We start from the raw sequence: 13,647 nt of genomic DNA, 5'->3' as shown, positions 1-13,647 counted from the left end.
TCAGAACTGCTCCATATGATCCCGGTGGAGGCGGTCGACCAGAGATGCGGGCGCCATCCGGGGCCACCGAGGGCCTCACTCGCTCTTTTCGGACAACCGTCGCGACGCGACATCGTTCGTCCGGCCGGAGAGGCTTTCCGGGCGCCGCGGGGCCGGTTCGTCCGATCCAGGACTCTCCTCGGCAGCGCGGCCGAGTGGATCCTCCGAGCCGGTGGCCTCCCCGAGCGCGAGTTCATCGAGAAGCTCCGTGACGGTCGTCAGCCGATCGTCGGCCGTCGTGGGCACTTCGGCGACCAGGCGTTCGCCGCTGCGGCGCCAGCGGGCTTTCGGGGTATCGTGGCGAACACCGGCGCGCGGCGTGAGCGCGATCGCTTGCGGACCCGCGTCGACCCGCGCGAGGCCCAGATCGCGGCACCGCACCCGGAGGCGGGCGATCCCGATCAAGGCGCCGAGCTCGGGCGGAGGGTCGCCGAAGCGGTCCTGGATTTCGGCGGCGATCGTGTCCAGCGCCTCCTCGTCGCGGGCCCTGGCGAGCCGGACATGGAGCGACAGCCGCGTGTCCGGGTCGGGCACGAGGTCGGGCGGAAGCCGCCCCTCGATTCCGAGATGCAGCTCCGGCATCACGTCGTCCGGCACAGGCTCGCCGCGGGCCTGGCGGAGGGCGCGATCGAGCAACTCGGCATAGAGCTCCGGCCCGGCGATCGCGATATGGCCCGCCTGGGCCTCGCCGAACAACGCGCCGGCGCCGCGCAGGTCGAGGTCGCGGTTGCTGAGCGCGAAGCCGGCACCGAGACCGGAAAGGTCGTCGATGGCCGCCAGCCGCTTCTCGGTCGCGGCGGTCTTGGTCTGCCCCGGCTCGGACAGAAAGTACGCGAAGGCGCGCCGCGCGCCGCGTCCGACCCGGCCCCTGAGCTGATGGAGCTGGGTGAGCCCGAAGCGATCGGGGCGCGTGATCAGGATCGTGTTCACGCGCGGCAGGTCGAGACCGCTCTCGATGATGTTGGTGGCGAGCAGGATGTCGCCGTCGCCGTCGGCGAAGCGGATCATAACGTCATCGATCTCGGCGGCCGGCATGCGGCCATGGATCACCCGCACCGCGAGCTCCGGCGCGATGGACCGCAGCCGCTCGGACATGGCCGGAATGTCGTCGATGCGTGGGCAGACCACGATCGACTGGCCGCCGCGCCGGTGCTCGTGGCGCAGCGCCGCCGCGACGATCGTCGCGTCGAAGTCGCGGACGATGCTGCGAACGGGCAGGCGCCGGGCCGGCGGTGTGGCGATGACGCTGAGGTCCTGCAGCCCGAGCGTCGCCGCCCGCAGCGTGCGCGGGATCGGCGTCGCCGAGAGGGTGAGGAGATGGAGGTCCTGCGCGAGGGCGCGAAGGCGTGCCTTCTCCCGCACCCCGAAGCGGTGCTCCTCGTCGACGACGACGAGGCCGAGCTCGGCGAAGCCGACGCCTTTTCCCGCGACCGCATGGGTGCCGACGACCAGCCGCAACGTGCCGTCGGCGAGCTTCGCCTTGATGTCCCGGGCCTCCGCCGGGCGGGTCATGCGTGACAGATGCCCGACCGCGATGCCGAGCGGCGCGAAGCGCCGGCGGAACGTCTCCGCGTGCTGGGAGGCGAGCACCGTGGTCGGCGCCACGATGGCGACCTGACGGCCCGCCAGCACGGCGGCCGCCGCCGCCCGCAGCGCCACCTCGGTCTTGCCGAAGCCGACGTCGCCGCATACGAGCCGGTCCATCGGGCGACCCGAGGCGAGATCCGCGAGCACGGCCGCGACGGCGGCGCTCTGATCGGCGGTCGGAAAGAACGTGAACCCGGCCGCGAAGCGCTCGTATGCGGCAGCGGGTGGTTTCAACGCCGGTGCGGTTCGGGCCCGGCGCTCGGCCGCGAGCGCCATCATGCGTCGCGCCGTCGCGTCGATCTCGGCCTTCAACATCGCGGACCGTCGGCTCCAGGTCGCGCCGTCCGCGCTGTCGAGGGTCAGGGTGTCGGGATCGCCGCCGTGGCGCCAGACGGAGGCGAGATCGTGGACGGGCAGGAGCACGTCCGTCTCGCCGGCGAAGCGCATTCTGATCATCTCGGCCGGGCCGCTGTCGGGAGCCTCGATCGTCTCCAGCCCGGCCAGCATGCCGAGCCCGCGCCCGAGATGCAGCACCGCATCTCCGACCTGCATCGGCTCGACGTCGGACAGGGGCGTCGCGATCCGGGCTCCGAACGGCGCATCGTGGCGAACCCGGCTTCCCAGTAGGTCCGCGGCGGAGATCACCGCGACTCCCGCGGACGGTGCGACGAAGCCGGCTTCGAGGTCGGCGCGCAGCGCCAGCGCGATGCCGCCGGGCGCCTCGCACGCCTCGCGCCAGGACGCGATGCGTGTCACGGCCTGGACGCCGGCACGCCGCAGCCGGCTTTCGCAGATGCGCAGGTCCTGCGGGTCCGCGGCCGTGATCACGATCCGTCGTCTGGCTCGGACCGTTTCGGCGACGAAGGATCGGAGCAGGCGGCCCTGCGACGTCTCGGTCGCGAACAGCGGCACGCGCTGCTCGGCCCTCGGCGGCGCTTCCGGAAGGAGGACCGTGCCGGATCGCCGGGTCACCGCGTCCCAGGCGGTGCGGTCGAGGCACAGCCGGTCGGGCGGGAGCAGGGGACGCGCATCCTGTGCCACCCCGGCCGGCATGTTGCGGCGGGTCTCCCAGGCGTCGCGGACCGACTGCAGGAAGGCCGCAGCTCGAACATCGGCCCCGGGGTGGACCAAAACCAGCGCTTCGGGCCAGTAGTCGAAAACGCTGGCCTGCGCTTCGGTATCGTTCTGGACGCAGTTTTCGGAGGCGACGTCCAGCATTACATTGTCGAGCTCGCCGGTGGTGCGCTGAGTCAGCGGATCGTAGGCCGACAGCGCGACGACGGAGCCGTCCGCGTGCTCGATGCGCACCGGGCCGAGCGCGCCGGCCGGATACACGTCGACGACCTGTCCGGTCAGATTGGCCTCGCCCGGATCGTCCACCCGCGCCTCGACGTCGTAGCCGCCGCGCGCGAGAAAGTCGCGCAGCGCCGCGAGGTCGAGCGTCTGCCCCACCCGCACGGCGAAGACGGCATCGGCCCACGCGTCCGGAGTCGGCACCCGCTGCAGCACGGCGTCCGGCGTCGCGATGACGATCGTTCGGCCATGCTGCGCCATCCGCCGCAGCACCGAGGCACGGCGGCCGGCGACGGCCGGCGACGGGTCGTGTCCGTCATAGGGCAGCACGTCGGCGCGCGGCAGCACCATGGCGCCGCAGTCGGGATCGAAGGCGTTCAGGATCGCGCCGAGCATCTCGGCCCGCCGTTCGCTCTCCATCAGGACGAGGATGTTGTCAGTGTCGGCGTGACGGGAGAGGACGAAGGCGGCGATCGCTCCGAGCGGTGACCCGGAGGCGATCGTCGCGCCTTGAAGGATTTTCGGTGAAGCACCGGGACGGAGGTGGGAAGCCATGGGGCGGGACGAACTCGCGACACGGAACGGCCTCCAGACAACCTCTGGACCGCGCCGGAGTTCAGACAGAAGCGAGGCCCCCGCCGGACGACGCCTCGTCCGGAACGTCACGATCCGGGCAGCGGGGACTAACCGCCGCGGCGACGCATGAGATAAGCGCGAGAGTAAAAGGGGCATGGCTGGTGCTCGGAGGGGGCCGCAAACCTCGGAAAATCGCCCGCGGTCGTCGCGGCTCGGGTGCGCCGGCTCTCGGCGAGCACGCACATCCGGAGCTGACACGACCGAAATCGGTCCGGGGAACGCCGAGCGCGCCGACGGATTGGTCCATCGACACGGTGTGACCTGGGCGAGTGAGCACATGCGCGGTGGCGCGGCGCGTTCAGTTGCCGGGTGGAGGGCGAGCGTTGCTCGGCATCTGCGATGGCGGCTCACGATGCTGGCCGCGATCGCCACGGCGGTGACGACGATGGCCGCCGGCGCGGCCGCCTGGGTGCTCTCGGCGCCTCATCCGGCGGTGCCGCCCGGAACGGCGCTGACCGACGGTGACGCCGCGCGCGGCCAGCTCGTCTTCGCCGCGGCCGACTGCGCCTCGTGCCATGCCTCGCCCGGGCAGGGCGACCGGCTGCGCCTCGGCGGCGGGCTCGCGCTGCCGTCGCCCTACGGCACGTTCCGGGTGCCCAACATCTCGGCGCATCCGGAGGACGGCATCGGCCGGTGGAGCACGGCCGAGCTCGCCAATGCGCTGCTCGCCGGCGTTTCGCCGGACGGGCGTCACTACTATCCAGCCTTCCCGTACACCAGCTACGCCCGCATGCGGCTCGACGACGTGCGCGACCTCGCCGCCTATCTGCGCACCTTGCCGGCGGTCGCGGGACGCGCACCGCCGCACGAGATCAGCGTCGTGTTCCGCCTTCGTCGCGTGCTCGGCCTGTGGAAGCTGATGTTCCTCGACACCACGCCGATCGGCGACGAGCCGTCGCGTAGCGCCGCCTGGAACCGTGGTCGTTATCTGGTCGAGGCGGTGACGCACTGCGCCGAGTGCCACTCGTCGCGCAGCATCTTCGGTGCGATCAAGCCAGAGACGCGTTTCGCCGGCGGCACCGATCCGGAGGGCGTCGGCTTCGTCCCGAACATCACGCCGGCCCGCATCGGCCACTGGTCGGCGGCCGACATCGCCGAGGTGCTGCGCTCCGGCCGCACGCCCGATCACGGCCGCGTCGGCTCCTCGATGGTGGGGGTCGTCACCAACACGGCGATGCTGCCGCAGGCCGACCGCGACGCCATCGCGGTCTACGTGAAGTCGCTGCCGGCGCGGCCGACGCCGCAGCCGTGATCGGAATTCTCTCCGCAGCTCACTGCGCGTAGAGATACGCGGCGACGTGGCGGGCCTCGGCTTCGTCGATGCCGGTCGCCGGCATGGCCGAGCGCGGCGAGACCGCCTGCGGCGAGACGATCCAGCGCACCAGATCGTCCGGCGCGTTCCGCGCGACGCCGCCGACATAGACGCGCTGCCGCAAGCCCGCGAGCGAGGGGCCGACCACGCCGTCAGCGCCCGGAATGCCCGGGATGGTGTGGCAGCCGGCGCAGCCGTAGCGGCGGATCAGCTCCGGCGCCCGTTCGGGATCGCCGCCCGTGATGGCGCGGGCGACGCGCTCGGTCCGCTCGCGCGTGCGTTCGACCGCGAAGGCCGTCGCGGCGACGACGGTCGACACGATCACGGCGGCGACGATCAGCGTTCGCATCCGGTCAGCACCAAGCCCGCGGCGAGCTGTAGCAGCAGCGCGAACAGAAGCACGAAGGCGACGAGGCCGCCCGTCATGGCGACGAAGCGCAGCACCGGACGCTTGTGCGTGCCGGCGCGATCGCGACCCCAGCGCCACGACACCACGCCCGCCGCTCCGGCGAGCACGGCGGCGCCGACGGCGGTGAGGGCCGATGTTCGCAGGCCCGCGCCGCAGTCCACGTAAGGAAGAATCTGCCCGAGCTGGACCGCGACGGCCCAGGCCGCCGGCGCGCCGAGCAGCGCGATCCAGACGGGCCAGGCGGGGCGATGGCGCAGGCGGGCCGTCATAGGGACCGCGCTGGCGATCAGGATCACGGTGACGAGCGTCCCGGCCCCGAGGTCCGGGGGCGGTGCACCGATCGGCCAGGTGGGCGCCACGCTCATCAGGTAGAGATAGGCCGCGATCACGACGGAGAAGCCGGTGCCTGCCAGGTGTAGATGCGGCGCGGCATGCCCTGGAAGCCGAGGACGTGCATCGGGAAGAAGGTCAGGTTGAAGCCGACGACGATCAGCCAGAAAGCGACCTTGCCGAGCCGCTCGCTCATCATCCGGCCGGTGATCTTCGGGAACCAGTAGGTGACGGCGCCGAGCAGCGGGAACACGGCGCCACCGACCAGCACGTAGTGGAAATGCGCGACGACGAAATAGGTGTCGTGCGCCTGGGTGTCGAACGGCACCGAGGCGACCATCACCCCGGTGAGGCCGCCGATCACGAAGGTGACGATGAAGGCGATCACCCAGAGGAGCGGCGTCGCGAAGCGCGGCGCGCCGCCCCACAGGGTGGCGATCCAGCAGAAGATCTGGATGCCGGACGGCACCGCGATGGCCATGCTGGAGGCGGTGAAGAAGCTCTCGCCGAGCCGCGGCAGGCCGGTGACGAACATGTGGTGCACCCACAGCCCGAACGACAGGATGCCGGTCGCCACCATAGCCATCACGAGCGCCAGATAGCCGAACACCGGGCGGCGCGCGAAGGTCGGCACGATGGTCGACACCATCCCGACCGCCGGCAGGAAGATGATGTAGACCTCCGGATGGCCGAAGAACCAGAACAGGTGCTGCCACAACAGCACGTCGCCGCCCGCCGCCGGATTGAAGAAGTGGGTGCCGACCAGACGGTCGAGAATCAGCATGGTCGATCCCGCCATTACGGCCGGCATCGCCATGATGACCAGGAAAGACGTGACCAGCATGGCCCAGACGAACAGCGGAACGCGGTCGAGCGACATGCCGGGCGCGCGCTGCTTGAACACCGTGACGACGATCTCGATCGCCACCGCGAGCGCCGCGAGCTCGGTGAAGGTGATCATCTGGGCCCAGATGTCGGCGCGCTTGCCGGCGGCGTATTGGGGGCCGGACAGCGGCACATAGGCGAACCAGCCGACATCCGGGCCCATGTCGATCGCGAAGGCGACCCACAGCAGCAGGCCGCCGAACAGGAACATCCAGTACGAAAAGGCGTTCAGCCGCGGAAACGCGATGTTGCGGGTGCCGACCATCAACGGCACGAGGTAGACGGCCATCGCCTCCATCACCGGCACGGCGAACAGGAACATCATCGTGCTCCCGTGCATCGTGAAGATCTGGTTGTAGCGGTCGGGTCCGACGATCCGGGCTTCGGGCACGGCGAGCTGCAGCCGCATGACGAGCGCCAGCACGCCGCCGAGCAGCAGGAACACGAAGGCGGTGACGATGTAGCGCCGGCCGATGACCTTGTGATCGACACTCGACAAGATGCCGCGCAGGCCGGGGGCGCCCCCCCAGGTGACGGCGAGCCGGCGGGTGAGCGCGTCGCGGTCCAGCATGGTGTCGCGGATAGCCGGATCGGACCGCGCGTGCCCGTCGCCCGCCGGTGGACGGACCTCGTCGTCGCGGCGCGTGGTCGTCTCGACGCTCATTCGAGGCTCGCCATGTAGGCCGAGACGGCGCGCAGCGCCTCTGGGTCGAGCGGCACCAGCGGCATCAGGTTGCCGGGCTTCAGCGTCTGCGGATCGGCGATCCAGGCGGCGAGCGCGCCGCGCGTCGTGTCGAGGAGACCGGCCGCGATCATGCGCCGGCTACCGACATGGGTGAGATCGGGGCCGGTGGTGCCGGCCGCGGCGGTGCCGCGGATGGTGTGGCAGGCGCCGCATTGCCGCGTCTCGACCAGCACGCGGCCGGTCTCCTGATCGGCGGTGAGCGGGGTGGCGGCGGGCCGGCGCTGCCTTCCACGCCACACCTCGAAGGCCGGTGCTTCCTCGGCGATCACGAGGAATGCCATGTGGGCGTGCTGCAGGCCGCAGAACTCGGCGCACTGGCCGCGATAGACGCCCGGCCGCTCCGCACGGATCGTCAGCACGTTGGTGCGGCCCGGGATCATGTCCTGCTTGCCGGCGAGGTTCGGCACCCAGAACGAATGGATCACGTCGTCGCCTTCGAGGCGCAGCCGTACCGCCCGCCCGACCGGGACGTGGATCTCGTTCGCCGTCTGGAAGACGTTCGCGGGATCGGGGTCGGGATACTCGACCTCCCACCACCACTGCTTGCCGCGCACCACCACGGTCAGGTCGTCGTCGGCCGCGGCGCCGAGCCCGCGCGTCGTCACGAAGCTCGCCAGCGTGAACACGGTGACGACGACCACGGTCGCGGCGATCGACAGGCCGACGGCGGCCGTCATCCGCCGTTCGGCTGCGTGATCGATGGCGAGCGGCTCGGGGCGCGGCGCGCGGCGTCGCAGCAGGACCGGCACCAGCGCGGCGACCACCAGGATCCAGACGATCGCGCAGACCGCGACGATGAACCAGATGAGCGAGGCGAGCCGGGCCGCGTCGGTGCCGTGCGGGTCGAGCGCCGATTGCCAGCCGCTGCAGCCGCCGAGCACCAGGGCGGCTGCCGCCGCGAGGGCGCGTGACAGGCCCGTCACGGCTCCGGCCCCTGATCGGGATGCAGCGGTGTCGGTCCCGGGTCGAAGCGGATCGCCGCGGGCGCGCGGTTCTCGGCCGGGCGCGTCGGTGTCGTGTCGCTGCGGCCCGGCGCCGCGATCTTCGCCGAATAGGCGCCGATCGTCTGTACGTAGCCGGCGAGCTGCCAGATCTGCTCTCTGGTCAGCTTGTCACGGAACGCCGGCATGCCGTGCGGGCGGCCGTCGCGGATCGACGCGACGATCGACACCATGTCGGGACCGTAGGCCCACCAGCCGTCCAGGAAGGCCGGGCCCTTGCCGCCTTCGCCGTCGCCGTGACAGTCACGGCAGCCGAACCAGGCGTAGAGCCGCTTGCCCTCGGCGATCGCGTAGGCGTTGGTCTCGTAGGGCTTGTCGAGCGCCGTGTAGACCTGCGGCGGTGCCCCGCCGATCCGGTTCGGCATCAGTCGGATGCCGTCGAGCGCCGCAGCGACCGGCGGGTCGAGCCGCAGTTCGCGTGACTCCCGCTGGCACGCGGCGGTCGCGAGCGTGATCACGAGCACTCCGAAGATCGGCCTCATGGGTCTCTGCCGCAGCGGGCGCGCAAACGCGTCGACGCGGAGTCAAGTGTCGGGACTGCTGGAGGTTTCATGATCGTGGCGCGGAGCGCACCGGCGTCGGGTGCGCTTCGTCAAGGCAGGTTGACGATTCCGGTGATCGCGCCGACGCCGATCCGCACCGCAGCGAAGCCGGGTTCGATGCCGTGCATGAGCGCGATCTCGCCTTGCTGAGCGTGACGGATCACCTGGCCAATGATGCGGAGGCGAACGTCGCCGGCCCGACGAACCGCCTCGTCGGCCATCAGCACGGCTCCGCGATGGTGCTCGGTCATCACGGCCACGAATGTCGCGTCGAAGTCGGCACCCGGGATCGAACGCAGCGCTGCCACACGGGCCGAATCGATCATGCCCGGCATGCTCGCATGTTCGTCGGCACTCGCGTGCGGCAGCGCGCCGCCGAACCAGCTGCGCAACCACGCCTCCAGCACTTTGATCTCGGAGCGCTGCGTGGCGCCCATCAGATGTGCGACGGCGCGCAGATGGGGATCACCGACGCGCTCTGCCGCGATCGCTGCGAGCAGCACACCTTGCGCGTGATGCGCCGCCATGCGCCGCATCCAGGTCTGGTCGAAGCTTTCGTCGCGTCCGCGCCACGCGAGCTCGCGCCCTTGCGCGGCGAGAACGGCCGCGACGCCGAATACTAGAATCGTGGCGAATGCGATCCCGCCCCAGGCCGCAGCGAAGCGGGCGTTGGGTGACGGACGCTGCCCGGCCACGCGGTCACGTAACCACGGGAACAGCGGATACATTGCCGCCGAAAAGGCGTGCACAACGAGTCCGAGCCACCACGGCTGCTCCAGCGTGAAGATCGGCTGAGCGAACGGAAACACAGGGACCAGAAACAGCCATTCGAGCGCCGAGGTGAAGACGGCCCAGGGCAGGGCGATAACAGCCAGTTTCCATGGGCGCAGGCGGCGGGTCCACGGCCCGAATAGGCCGAAGAACACCAGCGCCCAGGAGAAGTCCGCCCATTGGTGGAACAGGATCCCGACGACGACGCTGGACCAAGGCGGCACCGTTAGGAGGGCCGCGTCGCCGAGCGGGATCGAGGCGACCACCATCCAGTCGACCGCGGCGTCACGTCCGATACGCCCCGCCCCGAGCGTGCTCAGGACGGTGGAAAATGTGCTGCTGACGATTCCGAGCAGCGACGCCGCGATCCAGTCGGTCGCCCATTCGGATCGGTTCGAGCGAGGTAGCATTCTCATGTTGGTGGACATCCGATGAGACTTGCTCAGATCGCGACAGAGATAGCGAGCGCCCGCGGCCGTGACTATCACGAGGCACAACGATCGTCGAAGCAATCGGTTGTCCGCCGCGCGTGACGTCCTGTGGTAGCTTGCGGCGTTCCAGTATTCGGGATCTCAATCCAGAGCCTAGACTGCCGGGGATTGCGCCGAAAGCCGCGCGGATCTTGTCGGAGACGAGACTCAGGAACGCCGATATGGAGTCGGCATTGTCTCGGCAGGCGAGGTCGTCGGACCTTCACCTGTCGGACATGATCGGAGCGACTATGAGAGAGCGCATTCGTGAGTATCGCGCACCCTGAGCGACGTCGTGTTGCGCCGGACCGATAGCAGCCGCAGGATCGATCGCGTCAACGTGCTGGTCGGCGGCGCCTTCGCGACGCTGTTCGTGGTCCTGCTGCTGCAGGCGTCGCTCGAGGCCGGCACCGACGTCGCGCGGTTCGCGAGCCTTCCCTTCGTGGCCATTACTGTCGCGATCGCGGCTTTGCTTACCCTCGAGCTCGCGGCGGCGATAGGGCGGCTGACGTCCGATCGTTGAGATACGCGCTCCCTCGAGCGTCATTCGGCGTAGCTTGGGGGGCGACATCCGGCCCGCGTCCGATGTCGTATGCGTCGATCTTCCCGGGCCGCCCGCTGTACTGAACCAAAACAGGGTGGGGTCCCTGCTACCCGTCGTATGCGCTGCCGTTCTCCGATCGGGCAGGGTGGTCGACATAGTAGCCGTGCTTCGGTACGGCGACCTCCTCGAAGTTCGCGGCGAGCTCTTTCAGAGCGGACTGCATCACCGGTCCCCTCATCGGGCGACCGTGGCCGACAACGACGATCTCCGGCGCCAAGGCTGCGAGCCGCCGGACCGAGGCGGCGGCCGCTGGCCAGTCCGTCGTGTAGTACATGGGCGGCCCGTGCATTTCGGGGCTCTGCGTCGTGGCCGCATAGATCGACTCCTGCCGGGTGGTGACGAAAGCGTCGCCCGCCACCAGGACCGCGTCCGCGTCCCGCCAGAACGAGACATGCCCGGCCGAATGCCCGGGCGTGTGGATCCACCGAAACCCCGGAAGCGCCGGGACGCTGCCGTCCTCCGGCAGCGCGCGGAGCCGTTCTCCGATGTCGATCGGTCCTCGCGGAAAAAGCGGCGAAGCGAGCGACATCAATCCGCCGCCGACCGTCGGGTCGGGCGCCGGATACGATGCCCTACCGTCGAGATAAGGATGCTCGAGTGGATGCGCGAACACCGGAACGTCCCACGCATCGGCGAGTGTCGCGAGCACGCCGACATGATCGAAATGAGCGTGGGTCAGTAGGATCGCCGCCGGGCGGCTCGCCATCCCGAACCGTCGTGCGGCCGCGGACCGGATGAGTTCGGCGGTTCCGAACAGGCCGGCGTCGATCAGCACCCAGGTCCTGTCGCCCGCCTGCGGCGGTCCTGCGAAAGCGATATTGACGATCGCCAGCCGCTGGGCGGCGAGGTCCGGCAGGACCTCCATAGTGCCGTCGCCACGGGCTGCATCGCGGTCCGGGTCATCGGCGCGCGCGGTGTCGTCGAGCGAAATTTGGCGGGCCATGGGCGGATCCTCTGCAGTCGGCCAACGGTCATGCGTCAACCGGCTGGCGAGCCGCCGTGTTCCGCTCGGCTCCGGCGGAGTTCGGCGGACGCTGAGCCGGGAGCCGTTCGGCGGGCCTCTCTATGGGGTCTTCCGAATGGTGTCTCTCGATCGCCGCTGAACATCCTTAGCCGGGCGCCGAGCGGTGGCGGGCCGCGGCCATCGCATTCATCTCCTCGCGGCGCCCGCGCTTCAGGAGCGCCAGCCCGCCGAGCAGCATCGCCGCGCCCCAGACGAGGAAGCCGATGTCCCAGGCCAGCCAATGCTCGCGTGGCGCGGTCTCGTTGACATGATGAATTCCGAGGATCTGATGATTGACCAGGCCCTCGACCAGATTGAATGCTCCGAAGCCGATCAGCAGCGTCGCCACCAGGAGCTTGTTCGACCAGTATAGGTGACGTCGGTGCGCGGCGCGCCACAGCAAGACCAGGCCGATCACGACGAAAACGTAGGTCGCGCTGTGGAAAAGGCCGTCCCAAAAGGTGTTCAGCGCCAGGTTCTCGACGCTGTCGCCGGGATACCGACTGCTCACCATGTGGTGCCATTGCAGCACCTGATGAAGCACGATCCCGTCGAAGAACCCGCCGAGCCCGAGGCCGAAGAAGACGCCGGCAGCGACCGGAAAGCGGCGCAGCTCGGGTGGGGTGGTGGCGGTCATGAGCGGCTCCGCGACGGAGATATGCGCCGGACCGTCCGCGGTGCCGGGAGCTGAAGAATCACGAGTTGATCAGGCGGGCACCGCGTTGGAACGTGAGATAGCTCCACAGCCACGTGAACGCGACGACGATGCGATTGCGCGCGCCGATCAGGTACCAGACATGCGCGAGACTCCAGAACAGCCATCCGACGAAGCCCTTGAGGTGTAGCCGAACGATACGCACCACGGCGGCGCGACGGCCCACCGTCGCGAGGTCGCCGTGATGGCGATAATGGAACGGCCGTGAAGCCCCGGCCGTGTCGCCGGCGACGCGTGCGGCAATCGAGCGTCCGACATGCCGGCCCATCTGCTTGGCGGCGGGTGCGATGCCGGGGATCGGCTTGCCGTCCTGTCCCGTGAGATGGGCCGTGTCGCCGATCGCGTACACGCCGATCATTCCGGGCACCGAGAGGTCCGGCCCAACCGTGATGCGACCGGCGCGATCATGCGCCGCGCCGAGCCACCGCGCCGCCGGCGAGGCCGTGACGCCCGCCGCCCAGATCAGCGTCTCGGCGTCAAGCCGTTCGCCGCCCATCACGACCCCATGTGGATCGCAAGCCGTGACTGCCGAGCCGGTACGCACCTCGACGCCCATCCGACGTAGAGAGTCCTCTGCATAGGTTGAGAGGTCCTCGGGCAGCGCCGGCAGCAGCCGCGGCCCGGCCTCGACCAGCACGATGCGCGACACCGCCGGGTCGATGCGCCGGAAGTCGCGGCGCAGCGTCTGGCGCGCCACCTCGGCGATGGCACCGGCCATCTCGACGCCGGTCGGGCCGCCGCCGATGACCACGAAGGTTGTGAGACGGCGCCGTGTCTCGGGGTCGGTCGCCACCTCGGCCTTCTCGAAGGCAGCGAGAATGCGTCCGCGGATGCGGGTCGCGTCTTCGACGCGCTTGAGGCCGGGCGCCACGGCGGCCCATTCGTCGTGGCCGAAATAGGAGTGCGTCGCGCCGGTGGCGATGATCAGATGATCGAACGGAAGCACAATGCGATCGGTGACGACGTGGCGTCTCTCGCGGTCGATCCCGGTCACGGACGCCATCACGGCGCGAAGATTGGCCTGGTCGCGGAAGATTGCGCGGATCGGCCAAGCGATGTCGGCCGGCGACAGCGCCGCCGTTGCGACCTGGTAGAGCAGCGGCTGAAAGCAGTGATGGTTCTGGCGGTCGACCAGCGTCACCTCGACCGGCGCATCAGCCAGGGCCTTGGCCGCCTCCAGTCCGCCGAACCCGGCGCCGAGGATCACGACACGAGGGCGATACGGGATTTCGGGCGAGACCGCGCCGACGATCGGGGGATCGTCGGTGCCTCGCGACGCGTTCATGGCCGTGCCGGTGGGGATCG

11 protein-coding genes and 1 pseudogene are annotated in these 13,647 nt (G+C 70.0%); 2 read left to right on the top strand and 10 right to left on the bottom strand.

Annotation, left to right across the window (positions count from 1 at the left end):
* Window positions 1-75 precede the first annotated feature (75 nt).
* A complete protein-coding gene (locus ABTU92_RS17920; protein ID WP_408092995.1) occupies window positions 76-3,474 on the bottom strand; it encodes a DEAD/DEAH box helicase in 3,399 nt (1,132 codons plus the stop codon).
* A gap of 466 nt (window positions 3,475-3,940) precedes the next feature.
* Here ABTU92_RS17920 and ABTU92_RS17915 point away from each other — a divergent pair, with 466 nt between their 5' ends.
* Entirely contained in the window at window positions 3,941-4,807 is an 867-nt protein-coding gene (locus ABTU92_RS17915; protein ID WP_408093025.1) for a c-type cytochrome, read from the top strand.
* A 19-nt stretch (window positions 4,808-4,826) separates the two neighbouring features.
* On the opposite strand, the gene ABTU92_RS17910 is transcribed toward ABTU92_RS17915, so the two are convergent.
* The 6 genes and pseudogenes from ABTU92_RS17910 to ABTU92_RS17885 form a co-directional block, all read right to left on the bottom strand.
* Entirely contained in the window at window positions 4,827-5,216 is a 390-nt protein-coding gene (locus tag ABTU92_RS17910; RefSeq protein ID WP_408092994.1) for a c-type cytochrome, read from the bottom strand.
* Window positions 5,204-5,665, bottom strand: a complete 462-nt coding sequence (locus tag ABTU92_RS17905; protein WP_408092993.1) for a hypothetical protein — start codon at window positions 5,663-5,665, stop codon at window positions 5,204-5,206. The genes ABTU92_RS17910 and ABTU92_RS17905 overlap by 13 nt, the downstream gene beginning before the upstream one ends.
* 17 nt (window positions 5,666-5,682) lie before the next feature.
* A pseudogene (locus ABTU92_RS17900) lies at window positions 5,683-7,062 on the bottom strand (cbb3-type cytochrome c oxidase subunit I); the annotation flags it as partial.
* A gap of 89 nt (window positions 7,063-7,151) precedes the next feature.
* The gene (coxB, locus tag ABTU92_RS17895; protein WP_408092992.1) at window positions 7,152-8,159 is read right to left on the bottom strand and encodes a cytochrome c oxidase subunit II; all 1,008 of its coding nucleotides are present in this window, start codon (window positions 8,157-8,159) and stop codon (window positions 7,152-7,154) included.
* Complete coding sequence (locus ABTU92_RS17890; RefSeq protein WP_408092991.1) at window positions 8,156-8,719, bottom strand: c-type cytochrome; 564 nt, start codon at window positions 8,717-8,719, stop codon at window positions 8,156-8,158. Before ABTU92_RS17890 ends, coxB begins: the two co-directional genes overlap by 4 nt.
* Before the next feature lie 110 nt (window positions 8,720-8,829).
* Window positions 8,830-9,978, bottom strand: coding sequence for a DUF305 domain-containing protein (locus ABTU92_RS17885; protein WP_408092990.1), 1,149 nt, complete (start codon window positions 9,976-9,978; stop codon window positions 8,830-8,832).
* Between the two features lie 337 nt (window positions 9,979-10,315).
* On the opposite strand from ABTU92_RS17885, the gene ABTU92_RS17880 reads away from it, so the two are divergent.
* On the top strand, window positions 10,316-10,543 hold the full coding sequence (locus ABTU92_RS17880) for a hypothetical protein (RefSeq protein ID WP_408092989.1): 228 nt from the start codon (window positions 10,316-10,318) through the stop codon (window positions 10,541-10,543).
* A 127-nt stretch (window positions 10,544-10,670) separates the two neighbouring features.
* On the opposite strand, the gene ABTU92_RS17875 is transcribed toward ABTU92_RS17880, so the two are convergent.
* The 3 genes from ABTU92_RS17875 to ABTU92_RS17865 form a co-directional block, all read right to left on the bottom strand.
* Window positions 10,671-11,567, bottom strand: coding sequence for an MBL fold metallo-hydrolase (locus tag ABTU92_RS17875; RefSeq protein ID WP_408092988.1), 897 nt, complete (start codon window positions 11,565-11,567; stop codon window positions 10,671-10,673).
* A 166-nt stretch (window positions 11,568-11,733) separates the two neighbouring features.
* Window positions 11,734-12,264, bottom strand: coding sequence for a DUF2243 domain-containing protein (locus tag ABTU92_RS17870; protein ID WP_408092986.1), 531 nt, complete (start codon window positions 12,262-12,264; stop codon window positions 11,734-11,736).
* 58 nt (window positions 12,265-12,322) lie between these two features.
* Window positions 12,323-13,627 carry an NAD(P)/FAD-dependent oxidoreductase gene (locus tag ABTU92_RS17865; protein ID WP_408092984.1) on the bottom strand — a complete coding sequence of 435 codons (1,305 nt, stop codon included), beginning with the start codon at window positions 13,625-13,627 and terminating at the stop codon, window positions 12,323-12,325.
* Window positions 13,628-13,647 lie beyond the last annotated feature (20 nt).

The organism is Rhodoplanes sp. SY1 (genome assembly GCF_046000175.1).
Taxonomy (GTDB): Bacteria; Pseudomonadota; Alphaproteobacteria; order Rhizobiales; family Xanthobacteraceae; genus Rhodoplanes.
The sequence above is the reverse complement of the archived record's forward strand: the minus strand, read 5'-3'. Positions and strand labels throughout refer to the sequence as shown.

Bases quoted from the DNA above. Each gene is read 5' to 3' on its own strand.
- ABTU92_RS17920 (WP_408092995.1), bottom strand. From the start codon at position 3,474: ATGGCTTCCCACCTCCGTCCCGGTGCTTCACCGAAAATCCTTCAAGGC.
- ABTU92_RS17915 (WP_408093025.1), top strand. From the start codon at position 3,941: ATGGCCGCCGGCGCGGCCGCCTGGGTGCTCTCGGCGCCTCATCCGGCG.
- ABTU92_RS17910 (WP_408092994.1), bottom strand. From the start codon at position 5,216: ATGCGAACGCTGATCGTCGCCGCCGTGATCGTGTCGACCGTCGTCGCC.
- ABTU92_RS17890 (WP_408092991.1), bottom strand. From the start codon at position 8,719: ATGAGGCCGATCTTCGGAGTGCTCGTGATCACGCTCGCGACCGCCGCG.
- ABTU92_RS17885 (WP_408092990.1), bottom strand. From the start codon at position 9,978: ATGTCCACCAACATGAGAATGCTACCTCGCTCGAACCGATCCGAATGG.
- ABTU92_RS17875 (WP_408092988.1), bottom strand. From the start codon at position 11,567: ATGGCCCGCCAAATTTCGCTCGACGACACCGCGCGCGCCGATGACCCG.
- ABTU92_RS17870 (WP_408092986.1), bottom strand. From the start codon at position 12,264: ATGACCGCCACCACCCCACCCGAGCTGCGCCGCTTTCCGGTCGCTGCC.
- ABTU92_RS17865 (WP_408092984.1), bottom strand. From the start codon at position 13,627: ATGAACGCGTCGCGAGGCACCGACGATCCCCCGATCGTCGGCGCGGTC.